At 33.1% G+C, this 477-nt stretch carries 1 protein-coding gene; it reads right to left on the bottom strand.

What is annotated here, in order from left to right; genetic code table 11:
* On the bottom strand, positions 1–477 hold a 477-nt coding region (locus E0L35_RS25510), incomplete at both ends, for a 5'-3' exonuclease H3TH domain-containing protein (RefSeq protein ID WP_283241553.1).

Below are 477 nucleotides of genomic sequence, written 5' to 3'. Positions count from 1 at the left end.
GATCGGTAGATAGTATGCTCCTGTGTCATTTAATAAAGAGATACCTAAGATTGGGGCATAATGATAGTTATCCTCCAATACTTCGGCATACACTATATTTATATCAGAAAAAATAGCTTCTGTAATATTTTCAACCGTTTCAAAATTTATATCTTCTAACACTAGTTCCTCTTGTTCAGGTGTTTCTCCTAATTTTTCGAGTAAAGAGTTAAATCCAAGCTCCTTGAACATTTCTTTTAGCTTTTCTATTTGCATTCCAGGAAATTCTGTATCTTCCAAAGTTATTGTTAGAGGAGCTTTTCTTGTAATAGTAGCTAGTTCTTTGCTCATTAAAGCTTGATCCTTAAATTCTTCTAGCTTTTCTTTCAGCTTCTTACCACTTACTTGGTCAATAGACTCTACCAATTTTTCTAATGAATCAAATTCCTTCAACAATTTAATTGCTGTTTTTTCTCCTACCCCAGGAACACCAGGAAT

It is taken from the genome of Halomonas sp. ATBC28 (genome assembly GCF_005937175.1).
Classification (GTDB): Bacteria; Pseudomonadota; Gammaproteobacteria; order Pseudomonadales; family Halomonadaceae; genus Vreelandella; species Vreelandella titanicae.
The sequence above is the reverse complement of the archived record's forward strand: the minus strand, read 5'-3'. Positions and strand labels throughout refer to the sequence as shown.